The following is a 17,675-nucleotide window of genomic DNA, read 5'->3' on the forward strand; positions in this document are numbered from 1 at the left end:
AAAAAACGGGGCGCGGTCGCGCGCACCGGCTCTCACTTCGCCGGTGCCCGCCCGGCGAGCCGCGCACGCGTCTCCTCGACTTTCCGGCGCGCCTGCTCCGCCGCCGGGGAATCGGGCGCGAGCGACGCCTCGAGCCGCTGCCAGTATCCGAGCGCGGCGCCGAAGTCGCGCCGGTCCTGAGCCGCCGATCCGGCAAGCGCCAGCGCCTTCGGGTTCGTCGGATCGATGGCGAGCGCCGCGTCGATCTGCTGCTGCGCCGGCCCGGCGAGACTGCCGTCCTGCGCGCTCGCGAGCGCATCGGCGTAATCGGCGCGCAATTGCGCGTCGCCCGGCGCCAGCGCGACCGCGCGGGCGTAGGCGGCGGCCGCGTCGTCCGGGCGCTCGAGCACCTGGTAAGAGCGGGCGAGCATCGACCAGCCCGGTGCGTCGTCCGGCTGATCGCGCAGGCGCATCGCGAGCCGCGACACCATCAGTTCGACCGAACCCGTGGTCATCTCGTGCGGCTCGACGCCGGCGTCATCGAGCATCAGCGCGGCGGGCGCGCCGAGTTGCAGATAGAGTGCGAACGCTCCGGCGGGAATCAGCGCGATCAGGAGCGCCGCGGTGCCCGCCCGAGTCGCGAGGCTGCGCGCCGTGGCGGCGGCCGACGCCGGCGCTTCAGCCGGCGCCGCCGCGGACTGCGCCGGCCCCACGTCCTCCAGGAGCCGCGCTTCGATGTCGCGCCGCGTCACGGCATGCAGTTCGGGGGACAGCGTGCCCGCATGAAGCTCGGCATCGGCGCGTGCCAGCTCGCCCTGATACAGCGTGACGAGCAGCGCACGGCCGCCGGGCGTGCTCCCCTCCTCCGCGCGCCGCATCAGCGGACGAGCCACGCAGAAAAGCGCGCCGGCGAGCATCGCGCCGGCCGCCAGCCAGAAGCCGATCATGGTCCGCAATCCTCCGATGTACGGTTGAGCAGCGCATCGGCGCGGCGGCGCTCGTCGGCGGAAAGCTGCGGCGGTCGCATCGCGCGGCGGCGCGCCACCACGCGCGCGAGCACGAGCGCACCCGCGCAAAGCAGCAGGAACGGTCCGAGCCAGAGCAGCCACGTGAGCGGCTTGAACGGCGGCTTGTACAGGACGAAATCGCCGTAGCGCCGCACCATGTAGTCGCGCACCTGCGCGTCGGTCGCGCCGTTCGCCACCTGCTCTGCGATCTTGCCGCGCAGATCGGCGGCGAGGTCGGCGCTCGAATCGGCGAGCGCCTCGTTCTGGCACACGAGGCAGCGAAAACTCTGCTCCAGCTCGCGGATGCGCACGGCGTCGCTCTCCGCCGCCCGCGACGGGCCGCCGTGCAAGGCGCCGCAAAGCACGACGCAGAGCGCCGCGCGAACCGTCCATCGGGTGAGGTGAAGGCGTGGTTTCATCGGACCTGCTCGCTCTGCAGCCTGCGCACGAGCGGCACGATGCGCGTATCGAGCGCCGCCGCGGTGAGCGGCCCCGCGTGCCGGTAGCGGACCACGCCGTGCTTGTCGATGACGAACGTCTCCGGCACGCCGTAGACGCCATAGTCGATGCCCACCTGCCCGTTGCCGTCGACGATCGACGCCACGTAAGGATTGCCCGAGCGCGAGATCCATTCGCGCGCGGCGTCCGGTTCGTCCTTGTAGTTGAGCCCGTAGAGCGGCGCGACCCCGCGCCGCGCGAACTCGACGAGCAGCGCGTGCTCGTCGCGGCAGGACACGCACCACGACGCCCAGACGTTCAGGAGCCAGACCCGTCCCTTGAGGTCGGCATTCGAGAGGCGCGGGCCGTCCGGCTGCAGTTGCGGCAGATCGAACGCGGGCGCGGGCTGCCCGATCAGCGCGGACGGCAGGCGCCGCGGGTCGTGCGACAGCGCCGCCGCCAGAAAGGCGCTCAGCACGGCGAACACGGCGAGCGGCAGGAGAAAGCGCTTCATCGGCTGGCCTCCCCCGCTTCGGAGCCCGTGCCGGCTTCACGCGTGGCCGTGCCGGGCGCAGGCGCCGCGCCGCGCGGGCTGCGGGGCACGGTCAAAGACACAGACGCAGACGCAGGCGCAGACACAGACACAGGCGCAGGCACGGCCGCGCGCCGCTTGCGCGGCACGAGCCGGTAGCGGCGGTCGCAGGCGGCAAGCGCGCCGCCCAGCGCCATCAGGAGGCAGCCGGCCCAGATCCAGTTCACGAACGGCTTGATATGAACGCGCATCGTCCACGCGTTCCCCGCGCCGACCTGCTCGCCCATCGCGACGTACAGATCGCGGAACACGCCGCGGTCGATCGCGGCTTCGGTCATCGGTGTCTGCTGCACGATGAAAAGGCGCTTCTCCGGATGCAGCACCGCGACCGTGCGACCGTCGCGGCTCACTTCGACGGTCGCGCGCGCGGCGCGATAGTTCGGGCCGTCGATCTCGCGGGTGCCGGTGAACCGGAACGCGTAGCCGCCCTCGGTCAGCGACTCGCTCGGTTCGAGGCGCACGTCGCGCTCGGTCTCGTAGCCCTTCACGAACGTCACGCCGACGATGAACACGCCGATTCCCACATGCGCGAGCAGCATGCCGCAGAAGGCGGACGGCAGGCGCGAGAAGCGCGCGGCGAGCGGCCCCTGCTGTTGCGCGATGCGCTCCCACAGCGCCACCGCCGACGCGCTCACGCACCACGCGGCAAGCAGGATGCCGAGGCCGACGAGCGGTTTCCAGCCGCCGACCACCCACGGCAGCGCAAGCGCCGCGACGACGCTCGCCGCGCCCGCCCAGCGCAGCCGCACCGCGAGTTCGGGCAGGCGCGCGGACTTCCATCGCGCGATCGGGCCGATGCCCATCAGGAACACCGCGGGCGTCATCAGCGGCACGAAGATGCTGTCGAAATACGGCGGCCCGATCGAGATCTTGCCGAGACCGAGCACGTCGAGAAAGAGCGGGTACAGCGTGCCGAGCAGCACCGAGGCCGTGGCAACCATCAGCAGCACGTTGTTCGACAGCAGCAGCGACTCGCGCGAGACGGTGTCGAAGCCCCCGCCGAGCCCGATCTTCGGCGCACGCCAGGCGAACAGCAGCAGCGCGCCTCCCGCCACGATCGAGAGAAACGCGAGGATGAAGATGCCCCGCGCGGGGTCGGCCGCGAACGAATGAACCGACGTGATCACGCCCGAGCGCACGAGGAACGTGCCGAGCAGGCTCAGCGAGAACGTGCAGATCGCGAGCAGCACGGTCCAGCTTCGGAAGGCGCCCCGTTTTTCCGTGACGGCGAGCGAGTGGATCAGCGCCGTGCCGGCGAGCCACGGCATGAACGAGGCGTTTTCCACCGGGTCCCAGAACCACCAGCCGCCCCAGCCGAGCTCGTAGTACGCCCAGCCGCTGCCGAGCATGATGCCGAGCGTGAGGAAGATCCAGGCGGCCGTCGTCCAGGGACGCGACCAGCGCGCCCACGCGGCGTTCAGCTCGCCCGAGAGGAGCGCCGCGATCGCGAAGGCGAACGCCACCGCGAAACCCACGTAGCCCATGTAGAGAATCGGTGGATGCGACACCATGCCCGGGTCCTGCAGCAGCGGATTCAGATCGCGGCCGTCGACGGCGGGCGGCAGAAGCCGCGCGAACGGATTCGACGTGAACAGCATGAAGAGCAGAAACCCCGCCGCAATCCAGCTCATCACGCCAAGCACGCGCGCGACCATCGCGCGCGGCAGTTGCCGGCTCAATACCGACACGGCCGCCATCCACAGCGTGAGCAGCAGCGTCCAGAGCAGCAGCGAGCCTTCATGGCCGCCCCAGACGGCCGTTACGCGGTACACGGGCGGCAGCATGGAATTCGAATGGCTCGCCACGTACAGCACCGAGAAATCGTTGCCGAGAAACGACGCGGCGAGACACCCGAACGCGATCGCGACCAGCACGAACTGCGCGCGCGCGACCGGCCAGGCCACGCGCATCCAGTGGGTCCAGCCGCGCGCCGCGCCGACGATCGGCAGCACGCCGTTCACGAGCGCAAGCGCGAGCGCGACGATCAGCGCGAAGTGGCCGATTTCCGGGATCATCGCCGCGCCTCCGCCGACGCCCCGCCCGACACCCGCAGGGTCGAGCGCGCCCTGTTGACGGCATCGGCGGCATCGGGCGGCATGTAGTTCTCGTCGTGCTTCGCGAGCACCTGATCGGCCACGAACGTGCCGTCCGGCATCAGCGTGCCCTGCGCGACCACGCCCTTGCCCTCGCGAAAGAGATCGGGCAGGACGCCGCGATAGACGACCGGAATGGCCCGCGCCGTATCGGTGACGCTGAAGCGCACCGTCAGCCCGTGTTCGTCGCGCGAGAGCGAGCCCTTCTCAACCAGGCCGCCGACGCGCAGCCGCGTGCCGCTCGCCACGTGTCCTTCGACGATCTGCGTCGGGCTCACGAAGAACATCACGTTCGACTGGAAGGCGTTCAGCACGAGCGCCGACGCCGCGCCGAGCGCCGCCAGTGCGCCCGCGATCCAGGCGAGCCGCCGCGCCCTAGGTTTCACGGCTGCGTTCCTCGAACTCGCGGCTCGCCACGAGCCGCACCGGAGCCCGCGCGCGGGCCGCGTCCGGTGCCCGGTCCGGCGTACTGCGCGCCCTTCTGCCCGCGGCCCGCACGAGCAGCACCTCGATCGCGAGCAACAGGAACGCCACGCCGAACGACACCCAGACGAACGGACCATAGCCCCAGCCTGCCCATGTGTTCATCGCGCGAGTCCTCCCGAATGTTGCGGCGGCGCCGGCACGGCGGCCGCCCGCGTGCGGATGATCACGCGCACGCGGGCGAGCACGATCGCAATCGCGTAGCACCACAGCGCGAGCGTCATCACGACGATGCCGTACGCCATCGACGGCGCCATCGACACGCCGCTGCCGAAGCTGAACGACGCGCCCTGATGCAGCGTGTACCACCACTGCACCGAGAAGTAGATGACCGGAATGTTCACCACGCCCGCGAGGACGAGCACCGCGCACGCGCGATCGGCGCGCTGCACGTCGTCGATGGCGGCATGCAGCGCGATGAAGCCCAGATAGAGGAAGAGCAGGATCAGCTCCGACGTGAGGCGCGCGTCCCAGACCCACCACGCGCCCCACGTCGGGCGGCCCCAGAGCGAGCCCGTGAAGAGCGCGATGAACGTGAAGAGCGCGCCGGTGGGCGCGAGCGCGAGCGCCATCATCGCCGGCAGCCGGGCGTTGAAGATCAGGCCGAGCGCCGCGTAACCCGCCATGACGACATAGACCAGCATCGACATCCACGCGGCCGGCACGTGGATGAACATGATGCGGTAGACCTCGCCCTGCACGGCATCTGCGGGCGCCGCGACAAGGCCGATATAGAGGCCGCACGGCGCGAGCACGAGGGCCGCGAGCGCGAAGCCCCGGATCAGGCGGGGCGCGAGCGCGTCGAACGTTTTCGGCGACGCGTAGCGAAACCAGTTCAGTCGTGCGGCGTGATCGTCCATGTGTCTCCTGCATTCCTTGGTTCTTGCCTGCGAGGCGCCGCTCATCCCCTTACTGCGCCGAGATCCGCAGCGCGGCGGCGGTCGCGCCCGGACACAGCGCGAGCGCGGCGATCAGCATTGCGCCGAGCAGCGAGAAGCTGGCCTCGGTCCACGCCGCCGCGCGCGCCGCATCCGCCGCGCCCACGCCGAAGACGAGCACCGGCAACTGCAGCGGAACGACCAGCACGGCCAGCAGCAATCCGCCGCCGCGCACGCCGATCGTGAGCGCCGCGCCGATCGACCCGATCAGGCTGAGCGCGGGCGTGCCGAGCAGGAGCGACGCCGTGAGCATCAGCACCGCGCGTGCATCGAGGTCGTACTGCAGCGCGATGACGGGCGTGAGCAGGACGAGCGCGAAGCCGCTCGTCATCCAGTGCGCCGCGATCTTCGCGGACACCACCGCGAAAAGCGACTGCGGCGAGAGCAGCATCTGGTCGAGCGAGCCGTCGTCGAAATCGTGCGAGAACAGGCGCGGCAGCGAGAGCATCGTCGCGAGGAGCGCCGTGACCCACAGCACGCCGGGCGCGATGACGTGCAGGAGCGCCGGATCGGCGCCGACGGCGATCGGAAAGAGACTCGTCGCGATGACGAAAAAGAGCAGGCAGCCGAGCGCGTCGGTGCGCCGCCGCCAGGTGAGCGCGAGTTCGCGGCGCATGACGCAGGCCATCAGAGAGAACATGTGCCGGTCCGCTCGAAGTGGAAGTGCCTCGTCACGGCGGCGACGGTGTCGATCCGCCGGTGCGTCGTCAGCACGACGATGCCGCCGCGCCCGACATGCTCCTCGATGCACGCGCCGATCACCCGCGCCGATTCGGCATCGAGGCCGGCGGTCGGTTCGTCGAGCAGCCACACCGGCTTGTGATCGAGCAGGAGCCGCGCGAGCGCGACGCGTCTTTGCTGGCCTTGCGACAGCGCGCCCGCCGCCCGGTTCTCGCAGGCGGCGAGGCCGAGCCGCCCGAGCACCTGATGCTCCGAGCACGGATCGGTCGCGCCGCCCGCAATCGCCGCGCCGAGACGCGCGGCGAACCGCACGTTCTCGACCACCGTCAGCTCCCGGCTCACCGCGTTCGCGTGCCCGAGGTACGCGAGCGAGCGGCGCCATTCTTCAGGATGCTGCATCGTGTCGGCGCCGTGCCAGCGGATCGTGCCCGCGCTCGGGCGCAGCAGCCCGGCGAGCACGCGCAAAAGCGTCGTCTTGCCACTGCCGTTCGCGCCCTGGATCTGCAGCACTTCGCCCGCGCCGGCGACGAACGTCACGTCGCTGAAGACCGTCTCGCCGCTGCGGCAGAACGCGAGCGCCGCCACCGACAGCGTCGCTGGCGGCGCGCCTGCCGCTTCGCTTCCGGGCCCGCCGTTCACACCCATGGCCGATCGCCTCACTGCGCCTGCGCCTCGCGCGCCTGTTCGTCGCGCATCGCCTGCGACATGTCGGGCAACTGGTGCGCGATGCCCTTGTGGCAGTCGATGCAGGTCTTCTCCCCGGTGCCGAGAAAGCGCTGATGCGCGTTCTGCGCCCGCGGGCTCTGGCGCGTGAAGTCCATCGACTCGAACGAGTGGCAGTTGCGGCATTCGAGCGAGTCGTTCGCCTTCATGCGCGTCCATTCGTGCTCGGCGAGCTCGAGCCGCTTGTCCAGAAACTTCTCGCGCGTGCTGATCGTGCCGAAGATCTTCCCCCACACTTCCTTCGACGCCTGCATTTTTCTCGCCATCTTGTCGGTCCAGTTGTGCGGCACGTGGCAGTCCGAGCACTTCGCGCGCACGCCGCTGCGATTGCTGAAGTGGATCGTGGTCTTCAACTCGGCGAACGTGTTGTCGCGCATTTCGTGGCAGCCCGTGCAGAAGACCTCGGTGCCGGAGAATTCGAGCGCCGTGTTGAACGCCCCCCAGAACACCACGCCCGCGATGAAGCCGCCGAGCGTGAGAAACCCCAGGCTGAAGTACGCGCTTGGCCGGTTGATCGTGCGCCAGTAGCGCTTCACGAGCTCGAGCATCGCGCGCCCCTAGTTGCGGCGGGCCGCGGCCGGCTTCGGGCCGGGCGCCACGCGGATATCCTCGATATCCGTGAAGGTGTTGCCGACAAGCGGTTTCGTGTCCGCCTGCGGGACGTGGCACTGCGTGCAGAAATAGCGGCGCGGCGCGAGGCTGCCGAGTGTCGCGCCGCTCCGGTCGCTGTAATGCGAAACGCCGATGGGCACGGCTCCGCTTTCCGCCGCGCGGCTGCGCGCATGGCACGAGAGACAGCGGTTGGCGTTCTTGTCGACCTGATAGCCGTCGATCTTGTGAGGGATCGTCGGCGGCTGCTGTGCGTAAGCGCGGCCACGGATCACGTCCTTGTTTTCGGTGGGGAAGATGAGCGGTGGCTTCGCCTCCTCGTCGAGCGGCGTGGTGCCGCGCAGGCCGTCGTGGAACGGCTCGGCGGGAATCGTGGGCTGCGCCGGCGCACCGGGCGGGCTCAGCAGGCAGCAGAGGGCGGCAAGTACGATCCAGTGGCGCATGGCAGCTCCCTAGACCTTGACGATCCTGACCGCGCACTTCTTGTAGTCGGTCTGGAACGAGATCGGGTCGGTGGCGTCGAGCGTCACCTTGTTGATCAGCTGGCTCGCGTCGAACCACGGCACGAAGACGAGCCCGCGCGGCGGCTTGTCGCGCCCGCGCGTCTCGATGCGCGTGAGGATGTAGCCGCGCCGCGACATCACCTTCACCTCGACGCCGCGCCGCAGGCCGAGCGCCTTTGCGTCGTCGGGATGCATGAAGCACACGGCATTCGGAAACGCGCGATACAGCTCGGGCACCCGCCGCGTCATCGATCCGGAATGCCAGTGTTCGAGCACCCGCCCCGTCGACAGCCAGAACGGATACTCCTTGTCCGGCACCTCGGGCGGCGGCTCGTAGGGCAGCGCCCAGATCACCGCGCGGCCGTCCGGGTTGCCGTAGAACTGCCAGCCCGTGCCGGCCTTCACGTAGGGGTCGGTGCCTTCCTTGTAGCGCCAGCGCGTCTCCTTGCCGTTCACGACCGGCCAGCGCAGGCCGCGCGCCTTGTGGTAGTCGTCGAACGGGGCGAGGTCGTGGCCGTGGCCGCGGCCGAACGTCGCGTACTCCTCGAACAGGCCCTTCTGGATATAGAAGCCGAACGCCTGCGCTTCGTCGTTGCGATAGGTCCGGTCGATGTCCTTCGCGGAGAACTTGTCCACGTTGCCGTTGCGGTACAGCACCTCATAGAGCGTCTTGCCCTTCAGCTCGGGCTTTTTCGCAATCAGCTCCGGCGGCCACACCTCCTCGACCTTGAAGCGCTTCGAGAATTCGACGAGCTGCCACAGGTCCGAGCGCGCGCCGTCCGGCGCCTGCACGAGCTGATGCCAGAACTGCGTGCGCCGCTCGGCGTTGCCGTAGGCGCCCTCCTTCTCGACCCACATCGCCGACGGCAGGATCAGGTCGGCGGCCACCGCCGTGGCGGTCGGATACACCTCCGACACGACGATGAAATTGTCCGGATTGCGATACCCCGGCAGCGTCTCCTGCATCAGGTTCGCCGCCGCCTGCATGTTGTTGTTGACCATCACCCAGTACGCGTTGAGCTTGCCGTCCTTCAGCATGCGGTTCTGCACGACGGCGTGAAAGCCCGGCTTGTCGGGAATCGTGCCGGGCGGAATCTTCCAGATCTCCTCCGCGTGCTTGCGATGCTCCGGATTGGTGACGACCATGTCGGCCGGCAGCCGGTGCGAGAAGGTGCCCACCTCGCGCGCCGTGCCGCACGCGGACGGCTGGCCCGTGAGCGAGAACGGGCTGTTGCCGGGCGTCGAAATCTTGCCCGTCAGCAAGTGCAGGTTGTAGACCATGTTGTTGGCCCACGTCCCGCGGGTGTGCTGGTTGAAACCCATCGTCCAGAACGAGACCACCTTGATCTTCGGATCGGCGTAGAGCTCCGCAAGCTGGTCGAGCTTCGACTTCGGCACCCCCGAAAGCTTCGTCACGTAGTCCGCGTCGTACTTCGCGACGAACTTCACGAAGCCGTCGTAATCCATCGGCGTGAAGCCGGTGGCGTCGTTCGCGTGCTTCGCGGCCTTCTGCAGCGGATTGTCCGGCCGAAGGCCGTAGCCGATATCCGTGAAGCCTTCCTTGAACACGGTGTGCTTCGTGACGAAATCGCGGTTCACGCGGTTGGTCTTGATGATGTAGTTCGCGATGTAGTTCATGATCGCGAGATCGGATTGCGGCGTGAACACGATCGGCAGATCGGCCAGCTCGAAGCTGCGATGCTCGAACACCGACAACACGGCGACCTTCGTCGTCGGCGTGCTCAGCCTGCGATCGGTCACGCGCGTCCAGAGGATCGGGTGCATCTCCGACATGTTCGAGCCCCACAGCACGAAGGCGTCGGCCTGCTCGATGTCGTCGTAGCAGCCCATCGGCTCGTCCATGCCGAAGGTGCGCATGAAGCCCGTCACCGCCGAGGCCATGCAGTGGCGCGCGTTCGGATCGATGTTGTTGCTGCGAAAGCCCGCCTTCATCAGCTTGACGGCAGCATAGCCCTCGAACACCGTCCACTGGCCAGAGCCGAACATGCCAACCGCCGTCGGCCCTTTCGTCTTCAGCACGCGCTTGAACTCGCTCTCCATCACGTCGAAGGCCTGGTTCCACGAGACCGGCGCGAACTCGCCTTCCTTGTCGTACTTGCCGTCCTTCATGCGCAGGAGCGGCGTCGTGAGCCGGTCGTCGCCGTACATCACCTTCGAGAGGAAATAGCCCTTCACGCAGTTCAGCCCGCGATTGACTTCGGCTTGCGGATCACCCTGGGTCGCGACGACCTTGCCGCCCTTCACGCCGACGCTGACGCCGCAGCCCGTGCCGCAGAAACGGCAAGGCGCCTTCGACCACGTCAGTTCGCCCGCCGCCACGTTAGCCGCCCTGTCCGCGCCGACCCCCAGCGCGGGCAGCGAAATACCCGCGGCGGAGGCAGCCGTGGCCGCGGCGGTTTGCTTAATGAATGCCCGCCGGGTGAGTTTCATCGCCAATCTCCTCGTCAAGGGATGCGACGTCTTCATGATGCTGATAGATAAGCGCCGCCGAATAGACACCGGGCAAGGCATGAATCGCATTCAATTGCCCGACGATATCGGCCGAGTGCGGCGCTTCGAGCGTCACCACCAGTTTTCCCGCTGAACTGATTGCGTGAATTTCCGCGCCGGGGAGTATCGAAATGGCCTGACGGATGAATTGAATCCGCTGGTTATCGGCGTGAACGACGACGCCGGCAATATGTACCTCAGGCACGGAGCCGATATTTTCCAGCATTACCCGCCGATACCCGGTCATATTCGATCTCCGGCCGCGGTTGTGTAGTAAGTATCCGCATATAAATTCCGTTACCGGCTGCGGAAGAGTTTATCAATGAGGCGGGCCGCCAATGAGAATCTGGTAGAACCAGACCACGAAGCCATACGCGGCAATGAACAGGACGGTCAGCACGGGAACCATGACCGCCGTCAGAAACAGGAAACTGCGGAGTTCCTCGCTTTTGCGAAGTCTGTTGTCGGCGCTTGTATCTGGATCTGGCATCGAATGGCTCAGCGTCGTGAGTATCGCGAGGGACCCTGTTTTTTGTAGCAACGTTATGAACGAATTGTTGTCGTTCCTTACGGCTTCGTCAAGAAACTTTTTGATCAAAAATTGTTATGCGGTACTTCTGCTTTTCGTTCCTGCTCCAAATAAAAACAGTGGTTCTTAAAATTGACGAGCGAGTGTTAACCGATTAACGGTCCGAATAATCGAATTAAAGCCGGGAATCGTTTCATTAAAAAATCACATGCCGCTTGTTTGCATCCCGATATCCGTATTTTCCCGAACCATCTCGCTCAATAAATACGTTCCGGCAAATCCGCCGTCGTTCGCGCATCAGTGCGCTCGACATGACGAAAAGAGTCGCATTGGGTACGCGCGTTGCTGAAAACGAAGCGGACGGCGCTACGCCCGTCCTCTCACGAAGGAGCAGATCATGAGCACCCCCACTTCCACTTCCGGCTCCGGCCAGGCCAACATCATCGGCAAGGGCGCCGCCACCGCCGAGGGTCCCGGCCCGGATGTCATGGCAGCCAGCACGATCGACGGCAACACCGTCCTTAGCAGCGACGGCGACGACGTCGGCACGATCAAGGAAATCATGCTCGATGTCCGGCGCGGCCGCGTCGCCTATGCGGTGCTGTCGAGCGGCGGATTCCTCGGCATCGGCGACAAGCTGCTCGCCATCCCGTGGAGCGCCCTCACGCTCGATACCGACCGCAAATGCTTCAGGCTCGACGCCACGTCCGATCAGGTGCGCAACTCGCCGGGCTTTGACAAGCAATCGTGGCCGTCGATGGTCGACCGGCAGTGGGCCACCTCCGTGCATCAGCATTACGGACGCGAGCCGTACTGGTCCGACGACGTGACCCGAACGGGCGCGATTCCTCCGGGCGGCGTGAGCGCGCCCGAGGCGGGCAGCGTGAAGCTCTGACGCGCGGGCGGAGCAGCGCGCGAGGTCCATCGCGGAGGGTGTGTAATTCGTCGAATGGTCGTGCCGCTGATTGGCGAACAGGGCTTGAGCGGGGCGCTGGACCGAACGCCGGTGAACGGCTCGCGCTACCGCTTGGCGATGAAATGACCAGGCGGGATATCGGCGTTATCCGGCTCGCCGAGGAGCGCGATCAGCACGTCGTTCGCAAAATCTTCGACCGCGGCGTGCCATTCGATGGAACCGACCGGAAAGTCGTTGGGACTCACCTTTCCCTGCGCCTTGCGGATCGCGCCGACGCTCAGGCTCAACGCCCGCGCGTGAAGGAAGTGCGGGTCGTCGGACTCGAAGAGGGGCTCTTGGTCGTGTTCCATGGACGCTTTTTCGGCGCGATCCGGCGGGACTTTAGGGTGATCGTGAGAAATATTTGGGTCAGCGCACGGAAAGAATTCGCGCACTGCCGGTTGCCGGGAGCCGCACATGCACGCGTACAAGAATCTGGCCGGCAATTCCGGCATCGAGTCGTACGAGATCCTGCGCGAGGGCGTCAAGGTTCGCTTTAAAGGCGGCGCGACTTACCTGTACGACTACCGGATTCCGGGCCGCAAGCAGGTGGAGGACATGAAACGGCTCGCACTCTCGGGGAAGGGGTTGAGCAGGTATATCGTGCAGCATGGCGTCGACTATGCGGACAAGTGGGAATGAGGCAGGAGTCGCCCGCAGATGGACGGGCGCGCAAAGGTGAACGACATGACAACAAGACAAAAGGCCCTGTGAGTCGACGATTCACAGGGCCTTTGAAAGCGTTCTGGCGGAGAGACGGGGATTCGAACCCCGGATAGGTTTTACCCTATACACGCTTTCCAGGCGTGCGACTTAAACCGCTCATCCATCTCTCCGGCAAGACCGTGATTATAGCAAACTCCGGCTCCCCCGCTACCCCCTCCCTACGGGTGCCGGATATAGTCGACGAGCGCGCGAGTATAGGCGTCCGGCTTCCTGTCGAAGAGACTCACCGCGATCGTCACGACGAACCCGGCCGGCACGCCGAACACGCCCGAACTGATCGATTCGATGCCGAACCACCTCGGCCCCGCAAAGCCGGTGAGTTGCGTGAAGAACGGATACGTCGAGACGATGTAGTAGATGCACACGACGAGCCCCGCCACCATCCCCGCCACCGCGCCGAGCTTGGTCGTGCGCTTCCAGAAGACACCCAGCACGAGCACCGGAAAGAGGCTCGACGCCGCCAGGGAAAACGCCGCGCCCACGAGAAACAGGATGTTCCCCGTGTTGAGTGAGGCGACGTACGAAGCGAACAGCGCCACGCCGAGCAGCAGGATTTTCGATATCGTCACGCGCCGCTGGCTCGTTGCGCGCTTGTCGACCATGCAGTAGTAGACATCGTGAGAAAGCGCGTTGGCGATGGTGAGAAGGAGCCCGTCGGCGGTCGAAAGCGCGGCTGCGAGCGCGCCCGCCGCGATCAGCCCCGAGATCACATACGGCAATCCGGCGATCTCCGGCGCAGCCAGCACGACCATGTCGGGCTGCATCTGGATGCCCGACCAGCGCACGATGCCGTCGCCGTTCACGTCGCTGATGCGGATCAGATACGGCTCGACCTTGCGCCATTGCATGACCCATTGCGGCAGGTCGGCGAACCGATGGCCGACAAGCCCCGTCAGCATTTCGTACTTGATCAGCACCGCGAGCACCGGCACCGTCACGTAGAAGAGCGCGACGAAGAAGAGCGTCCAGCCGACCGAGCGGCGCGCGGATGCCACCGACGTCGTCGTGTTGTAGCGCGTGAGGATGTGCGGCAGGCTCGCCGTGCCGAGCGACAGGCACAGCAGCAGCGACAGGAAATTGCGCTGATGCACGCGGCGGCTCTCTTCTTCCTCGGCCGATGCGGGCGATGTCGTCGCCGCGATCGTGGCTGTCGTTATGGCAGGAAAGGCCTCGGCCATCGGCACCGGCGCCGCGACCCGCTCGAGCAGCGCGTCGCGGTTGCGGCTCCACTTCACTTTCGCGTCGGCGGGATCTCTCGGAAAGGACGCAAGTTCGCGCTCGCGCTCGCTGATCTCGCGCAACGGCCCGTTATGCCGCCGCAGATCGGCGATCTCCTGAACGATCCGCGCATGATCCGCGCGAAACGATTCGGGCAGGGTGTCGATCTGCTGCTGGATCTGCGCGGCCTGGCGCCGGTAGTCCTCGCGCACGCGCGCTTCGTCGGGCGATGCGGCCACTTGCCGCTCGAGCGCCTCGACGCGTTCCATCACGCGGCCATAGTTCAGTTGCGGCAGCCAGCCGAGGCCTTCGCGATGTGCAATCATCGAAACCGGAATCAGCATCGCGCTGATCAGGATGATGTACTGCGCGACCTGGGTCCACGTGACGGCGCGCATGCCGCCAAGGAACGAGCACACGAGAATGCCCGCCAGCCCGCAGAAAATGCCGATCGCGAAATCGATGCCGATGAAGCGCGACGCGATGAGCCCGATGCCCTGGATCTGCGCGACGAGATACACGAACGAGCAAAGGATCGCCGCGAGGGCGGCGAGTCCGCGCACGAGGTTGCTCGAAAAGCGCGTGCCGAGAAAGTCGGGGATCGTGTAGCGGGCAAGCTTGCGCACGTACGGCGCGAGCAGGAACGCGACGAGGCAGTAGCCGCTCGTCCAGCCCATCACGTAGGCAAGGCCGTCGTAGCCGCTCGCGTAGATCGAGCCGGCGAGGCCGATGAACGACGCCGCCGAGAGCCAGTCGGCGGCCGTCGCCATGCCGTTGAACGCCGAGGGCACGCGCCGCCCGGCAACGTAATACTCGACGAGGTCCGACGTGCGCGACAGGAGTCCGATCACCGCATAGACGGCAATCGGCACGAACAGGAACACGTAGCCGATCCACATGCCCGGGCCGGTCACGCGCTCGATGCGCTCCATCACGTAGATGAAAAGCAGGAAGCCGAGCGTGTAGAGCGCGTAAGCGACGATCAGGCGATTGGTAAGCTTCATCGGCCGCCCTGCCCGCTCGCTTCGGCGGCCTGGCGGGCTCTGAGAAGGCGCGCGTCGGCGAACTGCATCAGCACGATGTAGATCAGGATCAGCGCCACATAGACGAGAATCGCGCCCTGCGCACCGACGTAGAACGGCAGCGGAAAGCCCGCGAACCGTACGCCGGCGAAGCGTGCGGCCATCAGCGGAACGCCGAACGACACGGTAAAGCCGATCGCCATCAGCACCACGATCAGCGCGACGTTGAAGCGCCAGTACGCGCGATGCGCGCGCGCCATCGTCGCCGATACGAGAGGCGGTTCGGGCGTGGCGGGAGAGCGGGAAGCGAGGGGTCGGGACGCGGCCATGCGCCTGTTTACCAAAACCTCGTTACGCCGGCAATCGGGATCGTCCGCTCGCGCGCGAATACCGCAACAAAAAACGGCTGCCCGAGGGCAGCCGTCGAGGGTTGGCCGTTGGCCGGCTTGCTCAGCGCGCCTCGCCGAGCTGATCGAGAATGGCGGGATTCTCGAGCGTGGAAACGTCCTGCGTGATCTCCTCGCCCTTCGCGAGCGAGCGCAACAGGCGCCGCATGATCTTGCCCGAGCGCGTCTTCGGCAGGTTCTCGCCGAAGCGGATGTCCTTCGGCTTTGCGATCGGCCCGATCTCCTTCGCCACCCACGCGCGCAGCTCGTTCGCGATCTTCGTGCTTTCGTCGCCCTCCGGACGCGAGCGCTTGAGCACGACGAACGCGACCACGGCCTCGCCCGTGGTGTCGTCCGGCCGACCGACCACCGCCGCTTCCGCGACGAGCGGATTCGCCACCAGCGCCGACTCGATCTCCATCGTGCCGAGCCGGTGACCCGACACGTTCAGCACGTCGTCGATCCGGCCCATGATCGTGAAGTAGCCGGTTTCCTTGTCGCGCACCGCGCCGTCGCCGGCGAGATAGAGCCGCCCGCCCAGTTCCTCGGGGAAGTAGCTCTTCTTGTAGCGGTCGGGGTCGCCCCAGACGTTGCGCAGCATCGACGGCCACGGACGCTTCACCACCAGGATGCCGCCCTGCCCGTTCGGCACCTCCTGCCCGGTTTCGTCGACGACCGTCGCCATGATGCCCGGCAGCGGCAGCGTGCACGAGCCCGGCACGAGCGGCGTCGCGCCCGGCAGCGGCGTGATCATGTGGCCGCCGGTTTCGGTTTGCCACCACGTGTCGATCACCGGGCAGCGCGCGCCGCCGACGTTCTCGTAATACCAGACCCACGCTTCCGGATTGATCGGCTCGCCGACCGTGCCGAGGATGCGCAGCGACGAAAGGTCATAGCTCTTCGGATGCACCTTGGCATCCGCTTCCGACGCCTTGATGAGCGAGCGGATCGCGGTGGGCGCCGTGTAGAAGATCGTGACCTTGTGCTTTGCGATCATGTCCCAGAAGCGGCCCGCATTCGGATACGTGGGGACGCCCTCGAACATGACCTGCGTCGCGCCGATCGCCGTCGGCCCGTAGGTGATGTAGCTGTGGCCCGTGATCCAGCCGATGTCGGCGGTACACCAGAAGACGTCTTCCGCGGGCTTCGCGTCGAAGGTCCACTTCATGGTCTGCGCGGCCCACAGCAACAGGCCGCCCGTGCTGTGCTGCACGCCCTTCGGCTTGCCGGTCGAACCCGACGTGTAGAGGATGAAAAGCGGATGCTCCGCGCTCACCCATTCGGGCTCGCACGTGTCGGACTCGTTCTCGACGATCTCGTGCATCCATGCGTCGCGGCCTTCGGTCCACGCGACCTTGCCGCCCGTCCTGCGATACACGATCACGTCCTTGACCGCCTCGCAGCCGCCCGCCGCGAGCGCTTCGTCGGCGATGCTCTTGAGCGGCAATGCCTTGCCGCCGCGCATCTGCTCGTCGGCGGTGATGAGCGCGACCGCGCCCACGTCCACGAGCCGCTCGTTGAGCGACTTCGACGAGAACCCGCCGAACACCACCGAATGCGTCGCGCCGATGCGCGCGCAGGCCTGCATGGCGACCACCCCTTCCACCGACATCGGCAGATAGATCACCACCCGATCGCCCTTCTTCACGCCGCGCTTCCTGAGCGCGTTGGCGAAGCGGCAGACGCGCGTGAGCAGGTCCTGATACGTGACGTTGGTGACGGCGCCGTCGTCGGCTTCGAAGACGATCGCGTTCTTCGCGCCGTGGCCGGCTTCGACGTGGCGGTCGATGCAGTTGTACGACGCGTTGAGCTCGCCGTCCTCGAACCACTTGTAGAACGGCGCGTTCGATTCGTCGAGCACCTTCGTGAACGGCTTCTTCCACGCGAGCGTTTCGCGTGCGAGACGCCCCCAGAAGCCTTCGTAGTCGCGCTCGGCTTCGGCGCTCAAGGCCTTGTAAGCGTCCATGCCGGAGATCGTGGCACTGGCCGACGTTTTCTCCGACGGCGGGAAAACACGGCGTTCCTGGAGAACGGATTCAATCGCAGACATCGACAACCCCTTTGATGGTGAATCTAAAAGCCGTCGGCACGCCGCTTCGGCGAGCCGTGTGTCCCTCTCGATTCAGACGAACCGGAGACTGCCGCGTTCCGTGTTCCCGAATCCTGTCTGTTGGCTGACTGGAGCCAGATGGCAAGGCAAGCCAATGACGCGATGCAGCACGACTCGAACACCATGCGGTATACCCCATGTGTGTCGCCCCTCGCGTTGCGCCTGCCCTTGG

The 17,675-nt window shown here is 66.6% G+C and carries 20 protein-coding genes and 1 tRNA gene; 2 read left to right on the forward strand and 19 right to left on the reverse strand.

The window, feature by feature from the left end; translation table 11 throughout:
- Positions 1 to 32: 32 nt before the first annotated feature.
- The 14 genes from ccmI to napE form a co-directional block, all read right to left on the reverse strand.
- Positions 33 to 926: a c-type cytochrome biogenesis protein CcmI gene (gene ccmI / locus BG61_RS20135; RefSeq protein ID WP_051672670.1), complete on the reverse strand. Its 894-nt coding sequence runs from the start codon at positions 924 to 926 to the stop codon at positions 33 to 35.
- Positions 923 to 1,405, reverse strand: coding sequence for a cytochrome c-type biogenesis protein (locus tag BG61_RS20140; RefSeq protein ID WP_035941805.1), 483 nt, complete (start codon positions 1,403 to 1,405; stop codon positions 923 to 925). Before BG61_RS20140 ends, ccmI begins: the two co-directional genes overlap by 4 nt.
- Entirely contained in the window at positions 1,402 to 1,938 is a 537-nt protein-coding gene (locus BG61_RS20145; protein ID WP_035924448.1) for a DsbE family thiol:disulfide interchange protein, read from the reverse strand. Before BG61_RS20145 ends, BG61_RS20140 begins: the two co-directional genes overlap by 4 nt.
- The gene (locus tag BG61_RS20150) at positions 1,935 to 4,031 is read right to left on the reverse strand and encodes a heme lyase CcmF/NrfE family subunit (protein WP_075584190.1); all 2,097 of its coding nucleotides are present in this window, start codon (positions 4,029 to 4,031) and stop codon (positions 1,935 to 1,937) included. Before BG61_RS20150 ends, BG61_RS20145 begins: the two co-directional genes overlap by 4 nt.
- Positions 4,028 to 4,495, reverse strand: a complete 468-nt coding sequence (gene ccmE / locus BG61_RS20155) for a cytochrome c maturation protein CcmE (protein WP_035924445.1) — start codon at positions 4,493 to 4,495, stop codon at positions 4,028 to 4,030. Before ccmE ends, BG61_RS20150 begins: the two co-directional genes overlap by 4 nt.
- Positions 4,485 to 4,697 (reverse strand): heme exporter protein CcmD, encoded by a 213-nt coding sequence (ccmD, locus tag BG61_RS44045; RefSeq protein WP_035924442.1) that lies wholly within the window; start codon positions 4,695 to 4,697, stop codon positions 4,485 to 4,487. Before ccmD ends, ccmE begins: the two co-directional genes overlap by 11 nt.
- Positions 4,694 to 5,452, reverse strand: a complete 759-nt coding sequence (gene ccmC, locus BG61_RS20165; protein WP_035924440.1) for a heme ABC transporter permease CcmC — start codon at positions 5,450 to 5,452, stop codon at positions 4,694 to 4,696. The genes ccmD and ccmC overlap by 4 nt, the downstream gene beginning before the upstream one ends.
- A gap of 49 nt (positions 5,453 to 5,501) precedes the next feature.
- On the reverse strand, positions 5,502 to 6,170 hold the full coding sequence (ccmB, locus tag BG61_RS20170) for a heme exporter protein CcmB (RefSeq protein WP_035924437.1): 669 nt from the start codon (positions 6,168 to 6,170) through the stop codon (positions 5,502 to 5,504).
- Entirely contained in the window at positions 6,158 to 6,856 is a 699-nt protein-coding gene (gene ccmA / locus BG61_RS20175; protein WP_051672671.1) for a cytochrome c biogenesis heme-transporting ATPase CcmA, read from the reverse strand. The genes ccmB and ccmA overlap by 13 nt, the downstream gene beginning before the upstream one ends.
- Before the next feature lie 11 nt (positions 6,857 to 6,867).
- Positions 6,868 to 7,482 carry a NapC/NirT family cytochrome c gene (locus BG61_RS20180; protein ID WP_035924435.1) on the reverse strand — a complete coding sequence of 205 codons (615 nt, stop codon included), beginning with the start codon at positions 7,480 to 7,482 and terminating at the stop codon, positions 6,868 to 6,870.
- A 9-nt stretch (positions 7,483 to 7,491) separates the two neighbouring features.
- A complete protein-coding gene (locus BG61_RS20185) occupies positions 7,492 to 7,986 on the reverse strand; it encodes a nitrate reductase cytochrome c-type subunit (RefSeq protein ID WP_035924432.1) in 495 nt (164 codons plus the stop codon).
- Between the two features lie 9 nt (positions 7,987 to 7,995).
- Entirely contained in the window at positions 7,996 to 10,497 is a 2,502-nt protein-coding gene (gene napA / locus BG61_RS20190) for a periplasmic nitrate reductase subunit alpha (RefSeq protein ID WP_035924538.1), read from the reverse strand.
- On the reverse strand, positions 10,469 to 10,804 hold the full coding sequence (locus BG61_RS20195; RefSeq protein ID WP_051672672.1) for a chaperone NapD: 336 nt from the start codon (positions 10,802 to 10,804) through the stop codon (positions 10,469 to 10,471). Before BG61_RS20195 ends, napA begins: the two co-directional genes overlap by 29 nt.
- A 72-nt stretch (positions 10,805 to 10,876) precedes the next feature.
- Complete coding sequence (napE, locus tag BG61_RS20200) at positions 10,877 to 11,047, reverse strand: periplasmic nitrate reductase, NapE protein (protein WP_035924536.1); 171 nt, start codon at positions 11,045 to 11,047, stop codon at positions 10,877 to 10,879.
- Positions 11,048 to 11,483: 436 nt separating this feature from the next.
- On the opposite strand from napE, the gene BG61_RS20205 reads away from it, so the two are divergent.
- The gene (locus BG61_RS20205) at positions 11,484 to 11,981 is read left to right on the forward strand and encodes a PRC-barrel domain-containing protein (protein ID WP_035924427.1); all 498 of its coding nucleotides are present in this window, start codon (positions 11,484 to 11,486) and stop codon (positions 11,979 to 11,981) included.
- Between the two features lie 125 nt (positions 11,982 to 12,106).
- Here the strand turns inward: BG61_RS20205 and BG61_RS20210 are convergent, their stop codons facing one another.
- Complete coding sequence (locus BG61_RS20210; protein ID WP_035924424.1) at positions 12,107 to 12,352, reverse strand: hypothetical protein; 246 nt, start codon at positions 12,350 to 12,352, stop codon at positions 12,107 to 12,109.
- Between the two features lie 106 nt (positions 12,353 to 12,458).
- Between BG61_RS20210 and BG61_RS20215 the strand changes: the two genes are divergently transcribed.
- On the forward strand, positions 12,459 to 12,683 hold the full coding sequence (locus tag BG61_RS20215) for a hypothetical protein (RefSeq protein WP_035924421.1): 225 nt from the start codon (positions 12,459 to 12,461) through the stop codon (positions 12,681 to 12,683).
- Positions 12,684 to 12,787: 104 nt separating this feature from the next.
- Here the strand turns inward: BG61_RS20215 and BG61_RS20220 are convergent.
- The 4 genes from BG61_RS20220 to acs all read right to left on the reverse strand — a co-directional run bounded on the left by BG61_RS20220 (position 12,788) and on the right by acs (position 17,443).
- A tRNA-Ser gene (locus BG61_RS20220) sits at positions 12,788 to 12,877 on the reverse strand.
- A gap of 48 nt (positions 12,878 to 12,925) precedes the next feature.
- Complete coding sequence (locus BG61_RS20225) at positions 12,926 to 14,989, reverse strand: sodium:solute symporter family protein (RefSeq protein ID WP_035924418.1); 2,064 nt, start codon at positions 14,987 to 14,989, stop codon at positions 12,926 to 12,928.
- Positions 14,986 to 15,336, reverse strand: coding sequence for a DUF4212 domain-containing protein (locus tag BG61_RS20230; protein ID WP_035924415.1), 351 nt, complete (start codon positions 15,334 to 15,336; stop codon positions 14,986 to 14,988). The genes BG61_RS20225 and BG61_RS20230 overlap by 4 nt, the downstream gene beginning before the upstream one ends.
- A 121-nt stretch (positions 15,337 to 15,457) precedes the next feature.
- The gene (acs, locus tag BG61_RS20235) at positions 15,458 to 17,443 is read right to left on the reverse strand and encodes an acetate--CoA ligase (protein ID WP_035924413.1); all 1,986 of its coding nucleotides are present in this window, start codon (positions 17,441 to 17,443) and stop codon (positions 15,458 to 15,460) included.
- Positions 17,444 to 17,675 lie beyond the last annotated feature (232 nt).

The sequence above is a fragment of the Caballeronia glathei genome, from assembly GCF_000698595.1.
GTDB classification, from domain to species: domain Bacteria; phylum Pseudomonadota; class Gammaproteobacteria; order Burkholderiales; family Burkholderiaceae; genus Caballeronia; species Caballeronia glathei.